Genomic DNA, 20,633 nt, shown 5'->3' with positions numbered 1-20,633 from the left:
TGGATTATCGGTTCGCTTTGTTGTTTAAACGACATTTACCGTTGAGCATTGCTGTTCAGGTCAAACAGAGCGCAAGATCTTTTCTGACCTCGCCAGCGTCTCCACAGTTTGGCACTCAGCGTCATAACTGAGAATGCAAAACCGCATTTAAGAACAGATCATCATAAAACGCGGTGATGATGACGTCTGCGCATCTAACAGGCGTGGTATGTGCGTATGTGTTCAGTATTTAACGGGCATTTTTTCGTTTCCTTCTATCTTGTCAGCGTTGATCCGCTGTTGCCATTCAGGGCTTATATCAGCAGCGCAAAATATCCCATGCATTTTTATCAGAATCCGCGTAGCGGCATCATTGTGACTCCAGACTTAATAGGTCTGGAGTCACAATCATCTGAAGAGTAGAATCCGCGTTTCAGCTTTATCATCAGGGAAGGGCAGTGACAGAAATCCGCACAAAAACCGTTTCGCCCCATGTCGGGCATCACGTCATGGCGTGGCTTAATCAGGTCAGAAGTGCTTCGTTACCTGAGGTAGATAACTTTGGTGATGAAGGCACAGTTGAGCAGGTCATGAAAGTGTGGGTAAAACTGTCATTACTTGTGACGCGTCGTCGTCCCGAAATTGCGGTGTCCTCCCTGCTCAGACATGTATTGCCCAATATCGGTGCGCTGCCGTTAAAAGATCTGACGCGGCTGCGGCTAAATCGTTTGTATAACATACTGATTTCAGAGGGTAAAAAAGAAGAGGCGCGCCGGGTCTTTGCTCTAACGAAACAGTTTTTATCCTGGGCTGAAATGCAGGGTTATCTTGAACATTCTCCCGTTGCGTCAATGAAGAAACGCGATATTGCCGGTCGCGCTGCGCCGCCGCGAAGCCGGCAGTTGTCGGATGCGGAGATCTGGGTGTTCTGGCATGGTCTGGACAACTGGGCGCTTTCTGAGCAGGCACGGTGGGCACTGCGCCTTTGCCTTGTCAGTGCGCGACGTCCTGATGAAATCGTCCAGGCACGCAAGTCAGAATTCAATTTGCAGTCAGGGCTCTGGAAACAGGGAACGCGTAATAAGTCTCATCGCGAACATACTTTGCCCGTCTCGGCATTAATGCGACTCTGCATCGAATCATTACTCAATGCCAGCGATCCCGCTTCGCCCTGGCTGGTGCCGGCACCGCGCGATGTGATGCAGCCGCTGTCTAAAGGCGCGTTAAATCAGGCTTTGCGCCGTATGCTGCGCGCACCGCGTGGGTTGGGGCTGGAACACTTTACGCCACGAGATTTACGTCGAACGGCACGTTCGAAATTATCTGCGCTGGATACGCCCAACGACGTGGCAAGAAAAATTATGAATCATGCGTTAGAAGGGATAGACCGGGTTTACGATACTCACGACTATCTTGTGCAAATGCGGGCTGCGCTGGACAACTATTCGGCATCGTTAGAATTAATTATAAACAGTGATGATTACCATTGTTTACGTCATCGTTTTGAGGGCGAACCGCTAAAATTAGACGGCTCATCTGTTATGACTATGAGCCCGTAAAGCATGATTGATACGGTTTCCAATAAAAAGCGGTGTTGTTATCAACACCGCTTTTTTTATCAGATCAGGAAGTCATCAAGAGAACCGCCTGCATCCAGCGCCTTTTTAATTGGCGATGGTGTACGACCCTGACCTGTCCATGATTTAGTTTCACCGTTTTCATCGGTATATTGGTATTTAGCCGGACGTGGTGCACGTTTAGCTTTTGTTTTCGTTTCTGTTGGCAAATCCACCAGCTCAGAAATATCAATGCCGTCATTCATCAGCATTTCTTTATACTTAGCCAGCTTGTCTGCTTTTTCACGCTGCAGGGCTTGCTCGGCTTCTTCTTCTTCACGACGTTCAGCGACAACGACAGAAAGCTTTTCGAGCATCTCATTTAACACATCAAGCTCAATTTCCCGGGCTTGTGCGCGTAAAATACGAAGGTTATTTAATGCTTTGAGCGCATCCATTGATTAATCCTTAAATTACAGCGAATATTTAAACAGGGTCATTCTACGAAAAATATTCCAGGAAGGAAATATCTCTTCAGTCTGAAATGTACAAATTTGTTACTGTTAGGATTATTACCACTTCTTTGGGGCGCAAGCAGACATAACGTATTAAAAAAACATTGATGTTATAAACCCTATTTAGGCAGCACAGCCATGCTCAGGAGTGAGCATCTTCTGCGCAAGACGTATTATAAACTTTATTTATAAATAGAAAAATCAATTAAATCATAACCTAAAGCTATCTTGCCTCTGCCAGTAGTAGTGCAGATCCCTTAAGATAACGGGTTTCATCGGCGCCGCAGAAAAATGATAACGTATAGTGAATAATATCTGCCATTTAATAGAAAAACATTCGCATCGTCAGAATGCACCAAAATGCCTGTCGCTGACAGCGACATTTGTCATAAGTAAACCCTGATATTCATGTTGGAATCTGCTTCAAATTGGCTTAGCCCATTGGCTCTTTTATCGCGGCTTTTTTTTGAACGAGGTATAAACGTCTCATCCAGCCGGAACCCAATATCAATACATTTTTTGTGCCTAACAGAGGCGTCAAACGTGACATACATGACGTCTTATGCTGGCCTGACAGTTAATCACACTGTATCACAGCCATAAGTATGGCGAGCTAAATCATAAGCGAAGCGCCAATAAGGTTAAGACAGAATAAAAATTCAATCACTAATAACCGCTTTAGATAACGTTATACCTATATCGCAGCGGAAACCCGATGGGATTTTTCCTGGCATTTACCCAGGCATTCTCCGGGGGACTGAAATCAAAACAGGAGTGGAACCCGGCAATCATTTTATTCATAAGATGACATCACTCGCCGTACAATAAATTACCAGCCTTTTAAAAACGCCTGTGTTGTTGTGGCCTTTGTCTGGTGACCCTACACCTCATCTTTCAGCAAAACTTCCGCGTTATCAATGCCGTACTCCTTTCAGCTTTTCTGGAATCATTACTTATAAATATTAACAATAACTTGCAATGATAATCTAAATGCGTATATTTCTCATTTGCTTTTGTGTTTGATGGCTTTTGACTTATTCATAATGCTCAGGCTGTGCGGCAGTTTTTGGGGACTGATTCGCTGCAGTGGCAAATAAAAAACGAAAACGAGGCGTTTACAATGCTTTTGAGTACACTTCATGTTCAACGGGATCGCCTGCAGTCGATTTTCCCTCTGGTTCCCTCTCGCTATTCACTTTTGACGACGTTAATTACTGGGATCGTGTCACACAACGTGTTTGCAACGACAGCGCCTGTTTCGGCAGTGAATAACCAAACACTCATCGTCACGGCTGCTGAACCCCCTGTCGTCGAAAACACAGCGTCGGATTACAGCGTTCCGGTAACCCGGGCGGGCAATAAATTGCTTTCGACGGTACGTGATATCCCCCAATCCGTCAGCATTATCAGTGAGCAGCGGATGAAGGACCAACAGCTCCAGTCACTGAATGACGTTCTGGATAATACGACAGCCATTCAGACCAGCACCGCGGATATGGATCGCAAGACCTATTATTCTCGCGGGTTTTTAATCGATAATTATCTGATTGACGGTATTCCCACCGTATTTGAAGAGCGCTGGAATCTGGGCGATGCACAAACCGATAGCGCACTGTACGAACATATTGAAGTGGTCAGGGGCGCAAACGGGTTATTGACCGGGGCAGGCAATCCTTCAGCGGCCGTTAATATGGTGCGTAAACATGCTGACAGCCGTCAGCCAGAGGGAGAGGTGTCTTCCAGTTTCGGCAGCAGGAATAAGCAGCGTTACGTCATGGACGTACAGTCACCGCTGACAGCGTCAGGCAATGTGCGGGGCAGAGTGATTGCGGGTTACCAGGACAATAACAGTTTTGTTGAGCGGTATGGCGCGGAAAAGAAATTTATCTATGGCGTGATCGATGCGGACCTGAATAATACCACCACCGTTTCTGCGGGCTATGAATTTCAGCAACTCAATACTGACAGCCCAATGTGGGGCGGACTGCCTCGCTGGTATACCGATGGTACAAAAACTGATTACCGTCGCGGCTTTAATACCGCGCCTGACTGGACTTATAACGATAAAGAGAGCAGAAAGCTCTTTGCCCGGCTGAAACACACCTTTGACAGCGGCTGGCAATGGACATTAAACGGAACGCACGACCAGTCCACGCTTAACAGTAAAATGATGTATATCGCTGGCTATTTCGACAAAAATACCGGCGCAGGCGTTTCGCCTTATGCGGATTATCCTGTCGTAGGCGGCACGGGATATAATTCGGCAAAACGTAAAGTCGATGCCGTCGACACCTTTGCCAGTGGCCCTTATCAACTCTTCGGACGTAACCACGAATTAATGCTGGGTGTCAGCTACAGCAGGCAGAAAAACACCTATTACGGTACCTTTGCCAATATCTCTTCAGCGGAATTAGGTGACTTCAATCTCTTTGATGGTCAGTTCCCGGAAACGGACTGGGAGCCACGCACGCTATCCCAACAGGATATTACCCGCCAAACTTCAGGTTACCTTGCGACACGTATTTCAGTCGCCGATCCGCTAAATCTGATACTGGGCGCGCGTTATACCCGTTGGAGCAAAAACACCCTGACCAATGATATGGAAAAAAAAATATCACGCCTTATGCCGGTTTGATTTATGACATTGATGAGAACTGGTCAACGTACGCCAGCTACACCTCTGTGTTTCAACCACAATCCTATCGTGATATCTCAGGCGCCTATCTGGCACCGGTTATGGGTAAAAATTACGAAGCGGGCGTCAAATCTGACTGGTTCGACAGCCGTTTAACGACGTCGTTATCGGTGTTTCGTGCCGAGCTGGATAATGTCGCGCAAACAACGGGACGTATTATTCCGGGCACCACTGAGTCAGCTTATGAAGGTAAAAATGGCACGGTCAGCCGCGGGGTCGAGTTTGAAATTAATGGCGCAATAACCGATAACTGGCAAATGACATTGGGTGGCACCCGTTATATTGCAGAACAGCGAGAGGGCACGGCGTTAAAGCCCGATCTGCCACGAACGCAGTTGAGCGTCTTTACAAGCTACCGTTTATCCATGCTGCCTGACCTGACGGTAGGCGGCGGTGTGAAATGGCAAACCCATGTCTGGAGTGATAACTCCGCACCAGAAGGCAAGGGGACATGGCGTGCAGAGCAGGGGAGTTATGCCTTAGTGAATGTGTTCAGCCGCTATCAGGTCACTAAAAATTTTGCTGTCCAGGGCAACATCAATAACCTTTTTGATAAAACCTATGACACCAACGTTGCGGGAGACATCGTTTACGGCGAACCCCGTAACGTGTCTGTTACCGCCAGCTATCGCTTCTGAACAGTCTACAGTCTCTTCAATACGCGCCTCATGCGAGGCGCTTTCAGCAATCAGTGTTTTGCTCGCCTCTGCCAACTGCAAATCCATGATCCATCACGTTTTGATGCAATCTTCACGTCAGAAAGCCCCGGATTTGCGCTACACTGACCAGCGTTAACCCTGTGTTCTGCCGCTATCATGGTGCTGTTTGAGGCAAACTAATTAACCTGGAAGAAGTATGAAAATCAGATTCCTTTCGGCCAATGAACAAAAACTGGCAGAGGTTCGCGGAATACTGGAGCCAGTGGGCGTAGAAGTATTACCGATCGCACGTCGCATAGAAGAAATTCAAACGGAGAACGAGCTGGATTTAGTCCGCGATAAGCTGACCAAAGCTTTTTCTATTATAGGACGTCCTCTTTTCGTAGAGCATACCGGGCTTTATCTGGATGGTCTGAATGGCCTGCCAGCCGGTCTGACGCGTATTTTCTGGAACCGACTGGATGCCGACCGTTTTGCCTCCCTGGTTAACGGGCTGGACAGCCAGGGTGTCACGGCCAAAACGGTACTTGGCTATTGTGATGGGCGCAAAATGTATCAGTTTTACGGTGAATTGCGTGGGACGATAGCGCCAAAGCCTGCGGGTCCCCGGGGATTTCAGTGGGATTGCGTCTTTATCCCCGAAGGTTACGACCAAACCTTTGCTGAGATGGGCGACAAGAAAAACGAAATTTCAAACCGTCGCATTGCGCTGGACCGCTTCGCGTCCTTCCTGAAAACCGCACGAGGCGTGGCATGAAACCTGAACTAAAACGGGCTTATGATTCCGGTAAGCTGATACTGTTTGCCGGTGCGGGCCTTTCCCGCAATCTCGGCCTGCCGGAATGGCATGAACTCATCGCCCATCTGGCTAACGAGCTGGGTTACGATCCCAAGATTTTTAATACCTATGGGACGCATCTCTCTCTGGCGGAGTACTACAAGCAGAAAAAAGGATCGCTTGGCCCGTTAAGAAGTTGGATGGACCGCGAATGGCATCGGCCGGATATCGATGTCCGTAGCTCTGAAATTCATACCATGATTACTCAGGGCAATTTCTCCCGTATTTATACCACCAACTATGACCGGTGGTTAGAGGCTGCGCACGAGGCGCACGGCGTACCCTATTTTAAAGTGGCTAACGCGGCTGACTTGGTCTCATTAACGGAAGATAAGCGCCATATCATCAAACTTCATGGTGATTTCGACGACGATACCTCCATTGTTTTAGATGAAAGTAGCTATTTTGAGCGCCTCTACTTTGATTCGCCACTGGATATCAAGCTGACGCATGATGTGATGGGCAATTCCGTATTATTTGTGGGTTACAGCATCAGTGATTTTAATATTCGTCTGTTGTTTTATCGCCTGACGAAAATGTGGGGACGCACTGGGCTGGCCACCGCACGCCCTAAGTCCTACCTCTTTACTAATCGCAATAACCCGGTGGCAAAAGAGGTCTTGGGTCAGTGGGGCATCGAAATGATCGTGTCAGAAGAGGACGATCCCCGCAAAGCCCTGGCTGACTTTATGGAAGAGCTACTGGCTTGATAACCGAGACCAGTTCAACCGGTGCGCGGTAAAAACGGCGGACGACCTCCGTCTTAGCGGTTGTGTTTATTCTTCTCTGGAAAACGCGGACTACTGTGATAGACTGTATAAATACACAGTACCTGAGGGCAAAAACTATGGCTGTCGAAACAAAATTTGTAGTGGTCAGAAAAGGTGAAGAGAAGATGACATTTGCCAATAAAAAAGAGGCTGATGCCTACGACAAGATGCTGGATATGGCGGAAGCCTTCACCGACTGGCTGCTGACGCATCAGGCTGATATGGACGAATCGCAGGCTGAATCATTAGGCTTGTTGCTGGCAGAACAAAAAGAGGCGGTGCAACATATCCTTCGCACCAGTAAGTTACCCGAGTCCGTAACGGTCGACAGCGCAACGGATGTTGCGGATGCTGATTCTCCTGCTCAAAACGACAAAAAGGTGCGTGCCGTTAAAGCCGCCTGATCCTTTACGCTGGAAGTCAGCTTCCAGCGTACCGCTTTACGTCTCTCGCGTTCTGATATCATTCGTAACTCACTTCCGCAAAAATGTTTTGTATGTCAGTCATTAGCGTATCAAGTGCGTCACGGCAAAAGCATAGTGATGAAGATATCTGGCAATGCACGTCAGGCAAAGCGCATAGCCATGAAACCTGCCTGGTTTGTTAAGCATGGTGAATTTCCGGTTCAGGTATGTCCTGTCAAAGGGGTGACATAAACTGACATATTATTCCTGATGCGGTATTGTTTCACATCAATACTATCGATATTAGTAATGGATTGATGCGCATTTCCCGTCAGTAACTCAGGTTAAATCTGTGCGATCGCCTCGCGTGGTAGGCTGGGAGATGACTAAAAAAGTGACGCTGTCACTGCTGTCGTTTCGTGCCTGGTGACGGGCTCCCGGCGGAATTTCAATCCCCTGCTGAGCCTGCAGGCAATGTACAACGCCCTCAATTTCCATCGTCAGCTGGCCCTCAAGGATAAAAAAGAACTGACGGGCGCGGCTGTGAACGTGCCGTGTTTCAGAGGTGGCGGGCGGCATATGCTCATAAATAATGCTCAGATCCTGGCTTTTCACAAAATGCCAGCCATCACAGTTATTTCCCCACACATAATGTTCCGCGTTGTCTTTTGAAATCATACTTCCTCACGTTACGTTCGACGGGCTATGTGATCCGGCGCGGGTATGCATCAATCTTATTAAAGTTCATTTATGACACGCCGATAGTTCTTCCAGGGACACGACAGATTGTATCTGACAGGGTGGTCAATTTAGCCGGTATATTCCAGGGGAATCAGTATGACCACTCAACCCGTAAAAAAAACGATGAGTACCCGCACGCAGATGCTGCTGGCGGGCGGCTTAACCATCACGCTTGGATTTACCGTCACAATTGGTGTTCTGAGCTGGCAGTCGGCGAAAGAACAAAAAACGCTGGCGGAAAAATATCTGCAGCAGATTGCGCAAAGTCGTGGACTGCAAATTCAGCAAGAGCTGAGTTATGCCCTTAATATGGCGCACAGCTTAGGGCAAAGCCTTATCGCATTACCGAAAGCGGGCGTTAACGATCGTAAAATTGCCGACAAAATCATGGAATATACACTCAGGGCCAACCCTGACTATCTCTCCATGTCCGTTATTTTTGAACCCAATGCTTTTGATGGTCGGGACGCAGATTTTGCCACTCAGAAAGGGCAGGCGCCTCAGGGGCGATATGCCTGGTTTGTCGACCGCGATCAGTCCGGTAATTATTCTATGCATCCGTTACTTTCTTTTTTGACGCCGGGCCAGGGCGATTATTATCTGGTGCCGCAGCAGACAAAGAAAGACACGCTGATTGAACCCTACAGTTATGCCTATAACGGCGTGCCGACGTTGTTGACCTCGGTGGCCTCGCCCATTATCGATCAGGGCAAACTCTACGCGGTCGTTACTTCCGATATATCCCTGGCCTCGTTACAAAAGAAAGTGAATCAGATTAAGCCGTGGCAGGGTACTGGCTATGCGTTACTGCTTTCTAATAGCGGTAAAGTGGTTTCCTCACCAGATAAAGATGAGGCTGGTAAAGCCTGGAAAGGTGAGAAAGACAATTTCACTCAACAGATCGTGGAGCATGACGATCCGTTGCTGGGTGAGAAGGCCATGTACACCTGGTACCCGGTAACGGTGGGTAACAGCGATAAGCCCTGGTACGTCGGCATTGTGGCACCGGTCAGTCAGGTGATGGCGGCGGCGAATCGGCAACGCTACTGGGCCATCGGACTGATGCTGGTGAGCATTCTGCTGGTTGGGGCTGTCCTGGGGTTATTGTTCAATCGCAAAGTGATGCGCCCGCTCGGCGGTGAGCCAGCCGAAGCGGCCAGAATCGCGCTGGCCGTTGCGGACGGTAAGCTGAGTAACGCCATCACGGTGGCACCCGGCGACAATGCCAGCCTGTTTTATGCTCTGCATACGATGCAACGTCAACTGCAATCTATTGTGGGTCAGATTAAAGATGCCAGCGCATCGGTACGAGAAGGTGCAAGCGAGATCGCCAGTGGTAACCTCGATCTGGCATCGCGCACCGAACAACAGGCGGCAGCCCTGGAAGAAACCGCGGCCAGCATGGAGCAAATCAGTGCAACGGTTCGGCTGAACGCCGACAATGCGCAGCAAGCCACCAATCTGACCGAAAATGCTACCTCTATCGCCAGCCGGGGTGAAACGCTGGTTGGGCAAGTGGTGCAAACCATGTCGCAGATCGATGACAGTTCGAAGAAGATTGGTGATATTACGACCATGATCAACAGCATTGCCTTCCAGACTAACATCCTTGCGCTCAACGCGGCGGTCGAGGCGGCGCGTGCCGGCGAGCAGGGCCGTGGATTTGCTGTCGTTGCCTCGGAGGTTCGTAATCTTGCGCAACGCAGTGCGAGCGCGGTTAAAGATATCGCGGCCCTTATTGAAGAATCCAGCGTTCGCGTACAAAGCGGTGTGAAACTGGTCAACGAGGCGGGGAAAACGATGCACGAGATGACGAAGGCTGTCTCTTCTGTGCAAAGTATTATTGATGAGATTGTGTCGGCCTCAGATGAACAGGCGCGCGGTATCGGTCAGGTCACGATCGCGGTTAACGAGATGGACGGCACGACACAGCAGAACGCCGCACTGGTACAGCAGATGTCCGCGGCAGCCAGTTCACTTGAAGACCAGGCCCAGCAGCTGGCGCAAACGGTAGAACAGTTCCGTTGATATCGGGCAAAACGGAAAATAAAAACAACCCGCGCGCTGCGGGTTGTTTTATTAGAGGGGATTAGCCTGGATAGATACCGCGATCTTTACGTGCCATGAGAATACGTTCACAGGCGACGATATAGGCTGCGGTACGCAGAGAGCAGTCCTTCTCTTTTGCTTTTTCCCAAACGTGAACCATGGCTTCCGTCATGATCTTGTCTGAACGTTTGTTAATTTCGTCTTCGCTCCAGAAGAAGCTGGCCATATCCTGCACCCATTCGAAGTAACTGACGGTTACCCCACCGGCGTTACAGATAACGTCGGGCACCACAATCACACCGCGGTTGGCCAGAACATCATCGGCGTCCGGATAGGTCGGGCCATTAGCGCCTTCAAGCACCAGCTTACAACTCAGAATCTCCGCACGTTCACGGGTAATTTGACCTTCAAGGGCGGCAGGAATCAGAATATCCATTTCCGTGTGCCAGAAGGCGTCTTTCTCAATGCTTTGCGCGCCCGTAAAGCCTGCAATCTGCTTGTGTTCAATCTGCCATTGCGTCAGCGCATCCATATCAATACCGTCGGCATTGAACAGCGTAGCGGTATGATCCTGAATCACCACCACGCGTGCACCGGCCTGGCTGAACAACCGCGCGGCCTCACTGCCTACGTTACCAAAGCCCTGTACGGCAACGCGTGCGCCTTCAATTGGAATACCTGCACGGCCTGCTACTTCACGGCCTGTGACAAATACACCGCGACCTGTGGCTTTTTCACGACCCAGAGAGCCGCCCAGGTGAATAGGTTTGCCTGTGACCACGCCGGTCACGGTGGTGCCGAGATTCATAGAATAGGTGTCCATCATCCAGGCCATGACTTTACCGTTGGTGCCCACATCCGGTGCCGGAATATCTTTCTGTGGCCCAATGATGATGCCAATTTCACTGGTATAGCGGCGTGTTAATCGCTCAAGCTCGCCTTCAGACAATTTGAACGGATCAACGCGAATGCCGCCTTTTGCGCCACCATAGGGCAGATTGACGGCGGCACATTTGATGGTCATCCAGGCTGAAAGGGCCATCACTTCATTTAAATCGACATCGGGATGATAGCGAATGCCGCCTTTGCCCGGACCGCGTGACAGGTTGTGCTGAACACGATAACCCTCAAAATGGCGAATAGAGCCGTCATCCATTTGCAAAGGAATATCAACGATTAATGCACGTTTAGGATGACGTAAAGTGTCAATCCAGCGAGTGAGGTCGCCTAAATAAGGCGCAACGCGATCGATTTGTTGTAGGTAGGTGGACCAGGCTGAAGTACTACTGTCAGACGCGTAAGATAACTTATCCATACAAAACCTTTCTTATCGAAGTTATTTATTGTGTTGAACCGTGGAAACGACACGCGCTTGAGCGCGCCGACATAATTTATCACCACCAGAAAAAATTTGATGTCGACCAGGCAGGGATTATCCCCATGCTATATCGATTCCTGGTGAATAAGAGTGAATAATAACGCCCATTACCTGCCTTAAGGTCGGCTGTTTTGTGCATAAAGAACGCATAATTAATGCATAAATTAAAAATTTGACGATTTATCAGTTCTTTGAAGAGGGTCAAAAAGTTAAGGAATTGTTTCAAATGATATTGACTTTGTTGCACCAGTAAGGTGCATAAATAAAAGTAATGCGAAGCGTTGTTTCGCTAATGCGAAGAGGCGCATGAATAACACAACGTGATTTGTTTTACGCCGTCATCTATTCAATTAAGTCTCCAGCGCACCCTTTTACATTAAGCGCAGGACAGGGCGAAGGTTCTCTTTACCTGAACTGGAATACAGGTTTTAACGTTAAAAATGAATCTTGCTGACGCGCGGCGTTGTCCTGGCTGTGCACGGTTTACGCCGGCAGTGAAGACTACGCGGTGCCTCAGCCTGTTTGCAGCGATCCATACCAAACCGGCATAAATACCCGCACAGCGCACTCTTTGTTCATGCGTTAAATAATGTGTGACCTGCACATCCTGCGTTTTTAATAAAGCGGTAGGAATTTATGTTTCGTAAAAGAATGCCCGCGACCGTCTCTGCTGAAAATTGCGCAATGCGCAAAAACGACCGGGAAGATAAAACAGAGTGATATTGCTAATGGTGTTTTCATCCGGGTTCACTAATATGTTTAAACGGATAAAGACAACGCTATCCGCCTGTATTCAGGGATGGTTAACCAGCAAGCTGGCGCTCTGTTAACGCCTCCATCAGCCTGTTTTTTCGCCCTCGGCCATCAGAGACAACAGGTGGTTGACCGCTTTGGATGTATGATTACGTCGCCATGCAAAAGCAACATCTGTGAACAGGGTATTATTTTCAATTTCGCGAAAGCACACCTGTGGATTCTGAACGCAAACCATCGATTCCGGGATAAGCGCGATACCGCAACCTGCGCCCACCATGCCAAGAGAAGAACTGATTTGCGGCGCCTGCTGGAAAGACGAAGGGGTGAAACCCGCGCGTAAACAGGCACTGACGATAAGCTCATAAAGGCTGGGTGAAACGTCGCGCGGGAAAATAATTAAGGTTTCCTGCGCCAGCTCACTCAAGGCAATACAGGGATTTTGCTGCAGGCGATGCGCCGCCGGTAAGGCCAGCACCATCCGTTCGGTAGAAATAACGCGTAAATTAAAGGGCTTACTGCTTTCGCAGGGGAGACGAATAAAGGCCGCGTCCAGTAATCCTTCCTGCAGATCCTGAATAAGTAATGACATATTCTCTTCCCGTGTCATTAATTCCAGCGCGGGATAACGCCCTTTAAACCGCCGTATAATCTCAAAGACGCGAGGATTAAACGCCACCGAACTGGCAAAGCCCAGCGACATTTTGCCGCTAATTCCCCGGGCAACACCTTTCGCCTTCTCCAGCGCATGATCGGCGAGTTGAATGATTTCAATCGCATCCGTCAAAAACGTTTTTCCTGCATCCGTCAGTTCCACGCCGCGCGTCAGCCGTTTCAACAGCGGTGTACCGATTTCATGCTCCAGTCGCTGAATTTGCTGGCTCAACGGTGGCTGCGAAATGCCAAGCAGTTCGGCCGCGCGGGTGAAATGCAGCGTCTGTGCGACAGCAACAAAATAACGAAGGTGGCGCAGTTCCATATTAAAAACGTCTCAAAGTTAACAGGTTTTGCTATTGGATTCTGTCATCAAACAGGGCCACCATTATGTTAACACGGCTTAACAGTTAACCTATGAGGCATCCGATGAGCAATTTTGTAACTGATTGTTCCTGCGAGGATCAACTAAAAGATACTGTCCAGAGACTGCAGAAAAACATGCCAGAAAGCGTTATGTATCAAACCTCTCTGATGAGTGCGCTACTGAGTGGGGTTTATGATGGTGAAACCAGAATTGCGGACTTATTGCGTAAAGGCGATTTTGGCCTGGGAACCTTTAATCAGCTGGATGGCGAACTGATTGCTTTTGACAGCAACGTTTATCAGCTGCGCGCCGATGGCAGTGCCCGGCCTGCCGATCCCGATCAGAAAACCCCCTTTGCGGTAATGACCTTTTTTCAGCCGCAGCATAAACATGTCTTTGAACGTGCGGTGCAACGCGATGAGCTGCATCAGCTTATTGACAGTGAAATCACGTCAGATAATCAGTTTTGTGCACTGCGTGTAAGTGGACATTTTTCGTCAGTCCAGACGCGTACCGTTCCGTGCCAGTGCCGCCCCTATCGATCGATGCCTGAAGTCCTGGGCAATCAACCCGTATTTGAATTCACCCACCGCAGCGGTGAACTCATTGGTTTCCGCACGCCGCAGTACATGCAAGGTATCAATGTTGCGGGCTATCACGAACATTTCATCACAGACGACAGAACCGGTGGCGGCCATATCCTGGATTATGTGCTGGAGCAGGGCACGCTGACCTTTGGTGCCATCAGCAAACTGGTCATCGATTTGCCAGAAAACAGCGACTTTCTTAATGCCAACCTGACGCCAGAAAACCTGGATGACGCAATCCGTTCTGTCGAAAGCTAATGACGAGGTCTGAATATGAAAACTCTCTCTGATACGAATCTCTGGACCTGCGGTGCCGACCTGGTTGTCGCACAACTTGAAGCGCAGGGCGTCAGCCATGTGTTTGGCATTCCAGGGGCAAAAATCGATAAAGTGTTTGATTCTCTGCTGGATTCGACTATTCAAACAATCCCCGTGCGGCATGAGGCCAATGCGGCTTTTATGGCCGCTGCGGTGGGCCGACTGACGGGTAATGCGGGCGTGGCGCTGGTGACATCCGGTCCTGGCTGTTCAAACCTGGTCACCGGTATGGCTACCGCCACCAGTGAAGGCGATCCGGTGGTGGCCATTGGCGGCGCGGTCAAACGTTCCGACAGCGCCAAGCAGGTTCACCAGAGCCTGGATACCGTCTCCATGTTTCGCCCGGTGACAAAATATGCGGTCGAAGTGACGGATTCTTCTGCGCTGGCGGAATGCGTGTCGAACGCGTTCCGTCATGCAGAGCATGGACGCGGCGGCGGTGCATTTGTCAGCCTGCCGCAGGATATTGTTGATCAGCCGGTAACGGGTAAAGTGCTCACCAGTAAAGGCCGCATCACCTTGGGCGCGGCACCTGACATCATGATTGATGCGGTCAGCCGTGAAATCGCCAACGCGAAAAACCCGGTCATTTTACTGGGCCTGATGGCCAGCCAGCCTGAGAACAGTGAGGCGATTCACGATCTGTTAAACCGCAGCCATATTCCGGTCACCAGTACCTATCAGGCCGCAGGTGCCATTCGCCAGGAACACTTTTCCCGTTTTGCCGGTCGCGTTGGGCTTTTCAACAACCAGGCCGGTGACAAGCTGCTGCAACAGGCGGACCTGATTATTACCATCGGTTACAGCCCGGTTGAATATGAGCCAGCGATGTGGAACAGCGGTAATGCGACGTTAGTCCACATTGATGTGGTGCCCGCAGAAACGGATAACCGCTACCTGCCTGATGCGGAACTGGTCGGCAACATTGCCGAGACTCTGCGTAAACTGGCTGAACGTATCACCCATCCTTTACAACTCAGCCATGAAGCTGCAAGCGTACTGGACGATCGTCAGCAACAGCGGCAGTTACTTGCCTTGCAGGGGGCAAGCCTCAATCAGTTTGCCCTTCATCCACTGCGCATCGTTCGCGCGATGCAGGACATTATTAACAGCGATGTCAGTCTGACCGTCGATATGGGAAGCTTCCATATCTGGATTGCCCGCTATCTCTACAGTTTCCGTGCACGGCAAATCATGATCTCCAACGGACAGCAAACCATGGGCGTTGCTCTACCCTGGGCGATCGGCGCCTGGCTGGTCGATCCACAGCGCAAGGTCGTCTCGGTTTCGGGAGACGGCGGCTTCCTGCAATCAAGCATGGAGCTGGAAACCGCGGTCAGGCTGAAAGCGAATATTTTGCACATTGTCTGGGTCGATAATGCTTACAACATGGTGGCGATGCAGGAAGAGAAGAAATACCAGCGTGTTTCAGGGGTGAACTTTGGCCCAATCGACTTTAAAGCTTATGCAGAGGCATTCGGTGCAGCAGGGTTCGCGGTGAACAGTGCATCTGAACTTGAGCCAACGTTACGCAAAGCGATGGATGTGCAGGGGCCGGCTGTGGTGGCGGTGCCAGTGGATTATGCCGATAACCATTTGCTGATGGGTCAGCTACACCTCAGTCAGTTGCTTTGATTTCAATGGAAAATGGAATAAGGAAACGATGATGAAAAAACGAGTTGCGCTTGTTACAGGTGCGGGTCAGGGCATTGGTGAAGCCATTGCCTTACGTCTGGCTAAAGACGGTTTTGCGGTTGCAGTGGCTGATTTCAATATCGAAACCGCTTCACGGGTCGCAGAAAAGATCGAAAAAGAAGGCAGCCGTGCGCTGGCCATCAAGGTTGATGTGTCAAAACGGGATCAGGTGTTTCATGCGGTAGAAGAAGCACGCCGCGTTTTGGGTGATTTTAACGTCATCGTCAATAACGCGGGTGTCGCACCCTCCACGCCGATTGATGAAATCACCGAAGACGTCATCGACAAGGTTTACAACGTTAACGTCAAAGGTGTGATTTGGGGCATTCAGGCGGCGGTAAAAGCGTTCGCATCGGAAGGGCACGGTGGGAAAATCATTAACGCCTGTTCTCAGGCCGGGCATGTCGGCAATCCCGAGCTGGCAGTTTACAGCTCAAGCAAGTTTGCTGTTCGGGGCCTGACACAAACTGCCGCACGGGATCTGGCACCGGTGGGGATCACCGTGAATGGCTTTTGTCCTGGTATTGTTAAAACACCGATGTGGGCGGAAATCGACAGGCAGATTTCCGAAGCGGCAGGCAAACCCGTGGGTTATGGGACTCAGGAGTTTGCGAAAAGAATCACGCTTGGTCGGTTATCAGAACCCGAAGATGTCGCAGCCTGTGTCGCCTTTCTTGCCGGCCCGGACTCTGATTACATCACCGGACAGTCGTTACTGGTCGACGGTGGCATGGTGTTTAGCTGATCGGATAAAAGTCTGGCGCCAGTGCGCCAGACTGCCCGTAGTCCACACGAGCCTCAGCCCGAAACGCGCTTTGCTGCCGTGATTTATCCTGCCATGACCACTCTGGTTACCTTTCCCATAGTTTACTGACAATTTTAAGAGCATACCGAGCGTTTGCGGGCTTCCATCATGCGCTGAAACCGCTAAAATGATGCGCTCATTTGCCAGGGAGTCAGACAGCTATAATGCGTTATCGTAATCTTTTTGCCGCACTCGCGGTCGCCACCACATTAGCCGGATGTGCTAAACATCCTGCCGCCAATACCACTGCTGATGCTGCCGTTGCTGCCGATGATTTTACAACCGGTCCAACGCAGATTGATGTTTCACATGTCATTACGCGTGCTGATGACGGATCGCATATTTATCTGACGGTAGATGGCAAAGATGCAGGCGAACTGCCAAATGGTGAAAGCAAGATTGTTCATGTTGCTGCGGGTAAACACGAAGTCGGTGGCTATGTGCGCACGCTGTTTGGCCTGGGCCGCGTGACTATCGATCCACTTGAGGTGACAACGTCACCTGATGATGTCAAAAAAGTGGCTTACACGGTGACCCGTAATAAGGCGACGTTTGTTGAACAGCCAAAACAGACTGAACAGCCGCAACCACAGCCGCAAGAGCAGGAACAGGGCTGATTTAATCTTGAGGGGCAGAGAGAGCTTAGGGCACCCAGCAGAAGCCTGATGTTTGCATGAAGACAGATAATTTCAGGTTGCTGTCGTCATCATGCTGATCGCTCAGCAACCGCTTCCAGCGCTTCTGGCCACCTCATTCTGTAACCGTTCTTATCGTCTGCATCAGACCGCCCTGTGACGACGATTGTTCTCTTTTTAAAGAGAATAATCTGCTCATATGGCGTACCGGATAACAGAAACGGCTCAGGGATGCGTGGCTAAAGCCCCAACTCGCTGAGTGAAGGATGATCGTCCGGCCGACGGCCCTGAGGCCAGTGAAACAGTCGCTGACTGTCGGTAATAGCTACATCGTTAATGCTGGCATAACGTTTCACCATGAAACCATTCTCATCAAACTCCCAGTTCTCATTGCCGTAGGAGCGGAACCAGTTGGCCTGGCTGTCGTGCCACTCATAGGCAAAACGCACGGCAATACGATTCGCGTGAAAGCTCCATAACTCTTTAATCAACCGATACTCGGCTTCGCGTTGCCATTTGTCTTGTAAAAATGTCACGATTTCGGCCCGGCCCGTGATGAAGGTATCTCGGTTGCGCCATGCGCTGTCGGGTGAATAGGCCAGAGAAACGCGTTCCGGATCGCGGCTGTTCCAGGCGTCTTCTGCCAGGCGAACTTTCTTTATCGCATCCTGTACATCGGTAAACGGCGGTAACGGCTGACGTTGTGCTTCCATTGGGTCTCCTGAAATCCTGACAGACTCAGCGGCACCACAAAAGCAGGGTGCCGGCTGAATAGCGGGGCTGACGAAATAGCGCCTGTTTTAGAGCGAAATGGCGTGAACCTGACAGACCGCGCGTGCTGCTTCTTTCCCTTTTTTCACGAAATGCGCCGTGTAGAAATCAATGAAGTCGTCGGAAGGCTGAAAATTATGTGGCGTCAGTGAGACAGAAAATACCGGCACATTCGTTGCAAGCTGTGCCTGCATTAAGCCACTGACCACGGCCTGAGCAACAAAGTCGTGGCGGTAAATTCCACCATCTACCACCAATGCCGCACAGACGATGGCGTCAAACTGACCTGTTTGCGCCAGGCGCTGTGCCAGTAACGGCATTTCAAAGGCACCAGGCACATCCCAGGTTTTGATCGCGTAAGGCGTGCCACTGTTCTCCATTTCCTGATTAAAGCCAACCAGGGTTTGAGAAACAATGTCGCTGTGCCAGTTTGCCTTGATAAAGGCGACTCTTAACGGTTGCATAACTTACTCCAGTAAACGTGACATCCGGCTCCCGTGAAATCGCAAAACGATCGCCTTCTCCCAAATAAAAAATAAAGCTGTCTGATGAGCAGCACGACAGATTCGCTCAGCACTTCTTAATAAACCTAGCCGCCTGAGGGCGGAATGCAGGTGAAGTCACTAACGTAAGGGCGACATTATAAGCTGATGTCAATAAACCCTGCTTACCTTTAATGAGCTTTTACAGCCATCCACTGTTGCAATAGCCAGGGGCTTAGTGCAGCAAGGGGTGCTTTTGCAGCAGCCTTAACAGCGATGTCGTAACGCCCTTTTTGCGTAACGCTTTCCACTTATGTGTCTGCTTAAAAATACTACTGGATATTTAAACAGGTAATTGTATAATTATTCCACTGCCCGTTGGGTGTTGTCTGGAATGATTAGGGGGTAAAGCCCATGATGATGTCGACAGAAATCTTCAAAGCAACGGATCATGCCATTACCATGACCAGCCGTGAAATTGCCCAAATGACCGGGAACACGCACGGTGAAGTCAAACGTTTAATCAAAAGCCTTGAAACGGCGCAGCGCCTGTCCCAGCCGCTTTTAGTCAATCTCTATGAGCGCCAGGGTGAGATGCGTCAGGAGTTCTGCCTGAATAAACGCGACTCCCTGCTTGCCGTCGCCCGGCTTTCGCCCGGTTTTACTGCCGATGCGCTTGACCGTTGGCAAGCCCTGGAAGAACGCATTCATCTGCCTGACTTCACCAATCCCGCTGAAGCGGCGCGTGCCTGGGCTGAACAGTTTGAACAGCGGCGGGCCGCAGAGAAACAGTTGGCGGAGTCAGCACCTAAAGCCGCTTTTTTTGACGACTTTGTTAACGTCGAAACCTCTCTGGGTTTTCGCCAGCTGTGTAAAATGCTGAAAGCCAAAGAGGCTGATTTCCGTCAGTTCCTGCTGGAGCGTAATATCATGTTCCGTGACAAGGGAACCCTGACGCCTCAACATTATCATCTTCAGGCGGGTTACTTTACGCTGCATTCAGGCACGGCGGATAATCAGCATGCTTTCTCTCAGGCGCGTTTTACTGCTAAAGGCGTCAGGTGGATTGCCCACCTGTGGGCCGGGCATCTGTCGACACAAACCAAAGGTGCGGCGGCTTAGCGCTTGCCGGTGTTGTTAACAGGCCGCCGATTAAGCGGCCTGCTCCGGCAGGCTGTTTACCAGCCCTTAATAGCATCACCTTTGTAGACTTCTTCAGCCTTAGCCGCGACTTCTGGAGACTGTAAAGCAGACTTCAGCTTTTGAATCTTATCGCTGTCTTTATTGTCCTGGCGTGATACCAGCGCATTGACGTAAGGCGATGAGGCGCTCTCCATAAACAATCCGTCGCGATGGGCTGACAGGCCCGCCTGAGCAGAGAAGTTGGTATTAATAATTGAAAGTGTGACGTTCGGGTCGTCGAGAGTACGGGTTAACTGCGGCGTATCAACTTCAACCAGCTTCAGGTGCTTAGGGTTCTCAGTAATATCCAGCGAGGTGGGCAAGTAACCAACGCCCTCTTTGAGCTTAATCAAGCCCTGCGCCTGCAACAGCAGCAGACTGCGGCCCAGCGTCGTGGCTTCATTAGAAAGGGTGATGGTATCGCCATCTTTAAGTTCACTGATGTTTTTAATTTTGTGAGAATAAGCAGCGATGGGGAAGACAAAGGTTTTACCTACGACGGCAAATTTGTAGCCACGCTCTTTGGATTGTTCTTCAAGGTAAGGAAGACTTTGAAACGCGTTGGCATCCACTTCTTTATTATTGAGCGCTTCGTTTGGCAGCACGTAATCGTTGAAGTTAAGGACTTCAACATCCAGCTGATACTTGTCTTTAGCAATTTTTTGCACTTCCTGCCAGATCGCTTCATCGGGACCGGTGTTTATCGCGACTTTAACTTTATGATCATTATCAGGTGAACAGGCGGACAATAATAATACGGAACTGGCGATTAGCGCCGTAAATAAACCTTTCATTAGTAG

At 50.0% G+C, this 20,633-nt stretch carries 17 protein-coding genes and 1 pseudogene; 11 read left to right on the top strand and 7 right to left on the bottom strand.

Annotation, left to right across the window (positions count from 1 at the left end):
- Positions 1–488 precede the first annotated feature (488 nt).
- A complete protein-coding gene (locus tag CMR03_RS12950) occupies positions 489–1,538 on the top strand; it encodes a tyrosine-type recombinase/integrase (protein WP_208625022.1) in 1,050 nt (349 codons plus the stop codon).
- 59 nt (positions 1,539–1,597) lie between these two features.
- On the opposite strand, the gene CMR03_RS12945 is transcribed toward CMR03_RS12950, so the two are convergent.
- Positions 1,598–1,993: an H-NS family histone-like protein gene (locus CMR03_RS12945; RefSeq protein WP_063876956.1), complete on the bottom strand. Its 396-nt coding sequence runs from the start codon at positions 1,991–1,993 to the stop codon at positions 1,598–1,600.
- A 1,177-nt stretch (positions 1,994–3,170) separates the two neighbouring features.
- On the opposite strand from CMR03_RS12945, the pseudogene fhuE reads away from it, so the two are divergent.
- From fhuE to CMR03_RS12925, 4 genes and pseudogenes are all read left to right on the top strand, one after another.
- Positions 3,171–5,383: pseudogene (fhuE, locus tag CMR03_RS12940) on the top strand (ferric-rhodotorulic acid/ferric-coprogen receptor FhuE).
- Between the two features lie 217 nt (positions 5,384–5,600).
- Positions 5,601–6,161, top strand: a complete 561-nt coding sequence (locus tag CMR03_RS12935; protein ID WP_063876954.1) for a non-canonical purine NTP pyrophosphatase — start codon at positions 5,601–5,603, stop codon at positions 6,159–6,161.
- Positions 6,158–6,952, top strand: a complete 795-nt coding sequence (locus CMR03_RS12930) for an SIR2 family protein (RefSeq protein WP_063876953.1) — start codon at positions 6,158–6,160, stop codon at positions 6,950–6,952. Before CMR03_RS12935 ends, CMR03_RS12930 begins: the two co-directional genes overlap by 4 nt.
- Positions 6,953–7,089: 137 nt before the next feature.
- Positions 7,090–7,416: a YebG family protein gene (locus tag CMR03_RS12925; protein WP_063876952.1), complete on the top strand. Its 327-nt coding sequence runs from the start codon at positions 7,090–7,092 to the stop codon at positions 7,414–7,416.
- 339 nt (positions 7,417–7,755) lie between these two features.
- Here CMR03_RS12925 and CMR03_RS12920 read toward each other — a convergent pair whose 3' ends face one another.
- Positions 7,756–8,094: a cupin domain-containing protein gene (locus CMR03_RS12920; protein WP_096011632.1), complete on the bottom strand. Its 339-nt coding sequence runs from the start codon at positions 8,092–8,094 to the stop codon at positions 7,756–7,758.
- A gap of 159 nt (positions 8,095–8,253) precedes the next feature.
- Between CMR03_RS12920 and CMR03_RS12915 the strand changes: the two genes are divergently transcribed.
- Positions 8,254–10,185, top strand: a complete 1,932-nt coding sequence (locus tag CMR03_RS12915; protein WP_096011631.1) for a methyl-accepting chemotaxis protein — start codon at positions 8,254–8,256, stop codon at positions 10,183–10,185.
- 61 nt (positions 10,186–10,246) lie between these two features.
- Here the strand turns inward: CMR03_RS12915 and CMR03_RS12910 are convergent, their stop codons facing one another.
- Entirely contained in the window at positions 10,247–11,521 is a 1,275-nt protein-coding gene (locus tag CMR03_RS12910; protein WP_063876950.1) for a Glu/Leu/Phe/Val family dehydrogenase, read from the bottom strand.
- A gap of 901 nt (positions 11,522–12,422) precedes the next feature.
- The gene (locus CMR03_RS12905; protein ID WP_096011630.1) at positions 12,423–13,316 is read right to left on the bottom strand and encodes a LysR family transcriptional regulator; all 894 of its coding nucleotides are present in this window, start codon (positions 13,314–13,316) and stop codon (positions 12,423–12,425) included.
- Positions 13,317–13,420: 104 nt separating this feature from the next.
- On the opposite strand from CMR03_RS12905, the gene budA reads away from it, so the two are divergent.
- The 4 genes from budA (at position 13,421) to CMR03_RS12885 (ending at position 17,380) form a co-directional block, all read left to right on the top strand.
- Complete coding sequence (budA, locus tag CMR03_RS12900) at positions 13,421–14,203, top strand: acetolactate decarboxylase (protein ID WP_096011629.1); 783 nt, start codon at positions 13,421–13,423, stop codon at positions 14,201–14,203.
- A gap of 15 nt (positions 14,204–14,218) precedes the next feature.
- The gene (alsS, locus tag CMR03_RS12895; RefSeq protein WP_063876947.1) at positions 14,219–15,898 is read left to right on the top strand and encodes an acetolactate synthase AlsS; all 1,680 of its coding nucleotides are present in this window, start codon (positions 14,219–14,221) and stop codon (positions 15,896–15,898) included.
- A 31-nt stretch (positions 15,899–15,929) separates the two neighbouring features.
- The gene (locus CMR03_RS12890) at positions 15,930–16,703 is read left to right on the top strand and encodes a (S)-acetoin forming diacetyl reductase (protein WP_096011628.1); all 774 of its coding nucleotides are present in this window, start codon (positions 15,930–15,932) and stop codon (positions 16,701–16,703) included.
- Between the two features lie 224 nt (positions 16,704–16,927).
- The gene (locus tag CMR03_RS12885; protein ID WP_063876945.1) at positions 16,928–17,380 is read left to right on the top strand and encodes a hypothetical protein; all 453 of its coding nucleotides are present in this window, start codon (positions 16,928–16,930) and stop codon (positions 17,378–17,380) included.
- A 257-nt stretch (positions 17,381–17,637) separates the two neighbouring features.
- Here CMR03_RS12885 and CMR03_RS12880 read toward each other — a convergent pair whose 3' ends face one another.
- Together CMR03_RS12880 and CMR03_RS12875 are read right to left on the bottom strand one after the other, a co-directional pair.
- Entirely contained in the window at positions 17,638–18,111 is a 474-nt protein-coding gene (locus CMR03_RS12880; protein WP_096011627.1) for a nuclear transport factor 2 family protein, read from the bottom strand.
- A gap of 87 nt (positions 18,112–18,198) precedes the next feature.
- Entirely contained in the window at positions 18,199–18,633 is a 435-nt protein-coding gene (locus CMR03_RS12875; RefSeq protein ID WP_063876943.1) for a 6,7-dimethyl-8-ribityllumazine synthase, read from the bottom strand.
- Between the two features lie 432 nt (positions 18,634–19,065).
- Between CMR03_RS12875 and CMR03_RS12870 the strand changes: the two genes are divergently transcribed.
- Positions 19,066–19,773 (top strand): phage antirepressor KilAC domain-containing protein, encoded by a 708-nt coding sequence (locus CMR03_RS12870; RefSeq protein WP_063876942.1) that lies wholly within the window; start codon positions 19,066–19,068, stop codon positions 19,771–19,773.
- A gap of 56 nt (positions 19,774–19,829) precedes the next feature.
- Here the strand turns inward: CMR03_RS12870 and CMR03_RS12865 are convergent, their stop codons facing one another.
- Entirely contained in the window at positions 19,830–20,627 is a 798-nt protein-coding gene (locus tag CMR03_RS12865) for a MetQ/NlpA family ABC transporter substrate-binding protein (protein WP_096011626.1), read from the bottom strand.
- Positions 20,628–20,633: the final 6 nt, after the last annotated feature.

This window comes from Pantoea allii, from assembly GCF_002307475.1.
Lineage (GTDB): Bacteria > Pseudomonadota > Gammaproteobacteria > Enterobacterales > Enterobacteriaceae > Pantoea > Pantoea allii.
This window is presented reverse-complemented; position numbering and strand designations above follow the sequence as displayed.

Excerpts from the sequence above, each read along its gene's own strand:
- budA (WP_096011629.1), top strand. The coding sequence starts at position 13,421 with ATGAGCAATTTTGTAACTGATTGTTCCTGCGAGGATCAACTAAAAGAT.
- CMR03_RS12920 (WP_096011632.1), bottom strand. The coding sequence starts at position 8,094 with ATGATTTCAAAAGACAACGCGGAACATTATGTGTGGGGAAATAACTGT.
- CMR03_RS12910 (WP_063876950.1), bottom strand. The coding sequence starts at position 11,521 with ATGGATAAGTTATCTTACGCGTCTGACAGTAGTACTTCAGCCTGGTCC.
- CMR03_RS12880 (WP_096011627.1), bottom strand. The coding sequence starts at position 18,111 with ATGGAAGCACAACGTCAGCCGTTACCGCCGTTTACCGATGTACAGGAT.
- CMR03_RS12950 (WP_208625022.1), top strand. The coding sequence starts at position 489 with ATGGCGTGGCTTAATCAGGTCAGAAGTGCTTCGTTACCTGAGGTAGAT.
- CMR03_RS12905 (WP_096011630.1), bottom strand. The coding sequence starts at position 13,316 with ATGGAACTGCGCCACCTTCGTTATTTTGTTGCTGTCGCACAGACGCTG.
- CMR03_RS12875 (WP_063876943.1), bottom strand. The coding sequence starts at position 18,633 with ATGCAACCGTTAAGAGTCGCCTTTATCAAGGCAAACTGGCACAGCGAC.
- CMR03_RS12930 (WP_063876953.1), top strand. The coding sequence starts at position 6,158 with ATGAAACCTGAACTAAAACGGGCTTATGATTCCGGTAAGCTGATACTG.
- CMR03_RS12865 (WP_096011626.1), bottom strand. The coding sequence starts at position 20,627 with ATGAAAGGTTTATTTACGGCGCTAATCGCCAGTTCCGTATTATTATTG.
- CMR03_RS12890 (WP_096011628.1), top strand. The coding sequence starts at position 15,930 with ATGAAAAAACGAGTTGCGCTTGTTACAGGTGCGGGTCAGGGCATTGGT.
- alsS (WP_063876947.1), top strand. The coding sequence starts at position 14,219 with ATGAAAACTCTCTCTGATACGAATCTCTGGACCTGCGGTGCCGACCTG.
- CMR03_RS12925 (WP_063876952.1), top strand. The coding sequence starts at position 7,090 with ATGGCTGTCGAAACAAAATTTGTAGTGGTCAGAAAAGGTGAAGAGAAG.
- CMR03_RS12935 (WP_063876954.1), top strand. The coding sequence starts at position 5,601 with ATGAAAATCAGATTCCTTTCGGCCAATGAACAAAAACTGGCAGAGGTT.
- CMR03_RS12885 (WP_063876945.1), top strand. The coding sequence starts at position 16,928 with ATGCGTTATCGTAATCTTTTTGCCGCACTCGCGGTCGCCACCACATTA.
- CMR03_RS12945 (WP_063876956.1), bottom strand. The coding sequence starts at position 1,993 with ATGGATGCGCTCAAAGCATTAAATAACCTTCGTATTTTACGCGCACAA.
- CMR03_RS12915 (WP_096011631.1), top strand. The coding sequence starts at position 8,254 with ATGACCACTCAACCCGTAAAAAAAACGATGAGTACCCGCACGCAGATG.
- CMR03_RS12870 (WP_063876942.1), top strand. The coding sequence starts at position 19,066 with ATGATGATGTCGACAGAAATCTTCAAAGCAACGGATCATGCCATTACC.